At 43.4% G+C, this 1299-nt stretch carries 1 protein-coding gene; it reads right to left on the bottom strand.

Translation table 11 applies throughout. From position 1 onward, the window contains the following. A partial coding sequence (locus JOC94_RS22670; protein WP_408021949.1) for an ISL3 family transposase occupies positions 1-1188 on the bottom strand: 1188 nt, incomplete at its 3' end. Positions 1189-1299 lie beyond the last annotated feature (111 nt).

The following is a 1299-nucleotide window of genomic DNA, read 5'->3' as shown; positions in this document are numbered from 1 at the left end:
ATGTAAAAGAAGTATTCTTGCCCTTGCCCTTAGGAAGTTCCTAAATCCAAAGGCGTTCCTCTTCATGACTTTCGTCAGGTTATTAATTCCCTCCAGAAAGCCATTTGAGTAATCAAATAAAAAACTGTTTAGTACCTCTGTCTGCCAGTTCCTGAATGTACGGATGGCCTTCACAAATTCAGGGATTCCCTCTTGTTCGACCTTCTTGTAAAAATCCATTAATCCTTGCTTGGTTTCTTGGATCTTAGCCTGTCCATTTTCCTTGGCTTGCTTGAACCAACGGCAGTAGGACTCTTTCAACTCGTAAGCCCTGCGAAGCTCTTCGTCCATCCCAAGGTACCTGTCTAAATACCAGCGGTCCTCTTCGGTCAGCTTTGCACTGTCTTTGTAAAACACATAGCGCATCCTTTTACATTTCTTCCGGTCATAATCATTCCATTCAGACTGGATTCTTCTTCTGACCCCGTCAAGTGCCCAATAGATATAACGGCAAAAATGAAAACGATCTGCTACAATAACCGGTTTCCCCAGCGCCTTTCGGACAGCTGCTTTAAAAGAAGGGCTCATATCCATAATGACCACTTCCACATTGGTCCCATGTTTTTGGAGATAATCCTTTATGGTCTTCTTTTTTCGGTTTGGCAAGATATCAATGGGTTCTTTTGTCTCCCCGTCGGCAATAATCAATTGATATTTTCCTTCCTTTGTATCTCCCTTGTACTCATCGATGGCGATCACCCTTGGCAGCTCCTGAACCTCTGTCATTTCCTTTATGGCCAACCGGTCAAACCTGCGCATGACGGTCGATACGGAGACGCCAAACTGCTCGGCTGTTTCCTTAAACGTCTTGGCTTGCACTATCCGAATGGATACTGCCCGATTCCATTCTATAGAAAGCCGTTGATATCGATGAACAAAAGGATTGTCCTCCGCAAATCGTTTCCCGCACGAACAGGCATAGCGGCGCTTTTTGTACAAGAGGTAAGTCAACCGTTCAAACCACTTTAAATGTTTGATCTTTTGGATGCGATAATCATGAACTTTCTTGGTCCTCTCACCACAGCTGGGACACTTATGTACCTTGACAGCCATTTCTACATGAAGCGCAATGCGATCTTCCATTTCCTCCACTTTTGTGATCAACACATCTTCAAGACCAGGCATTTTTATGGTAAAATTCACTTGCACGCAACTCCAATCTTTTCTTGTTTCTCGACAATTCAAGTATAAAAGAATTGGATGTTTGCGTGTATTTTTTGGGGCAAATTGTGTGGAAACCCCAACATTTAGTATAGAGCC

It is taken from the genome of Siminovitchia thermophila, from assembly GCF_016909185.1.
Taxonomy (GTDB): domain Bacteria; phylum Bacillota; class Bacilli; order Bacillales; family Bacillaceae_C; genus Siminovitchia; species Siminovitchia thermophila.
Note: the sequence above shows the minus strand (reverse complement) of the source record. Positions and strands in the feature narration are given on the sequence as shown.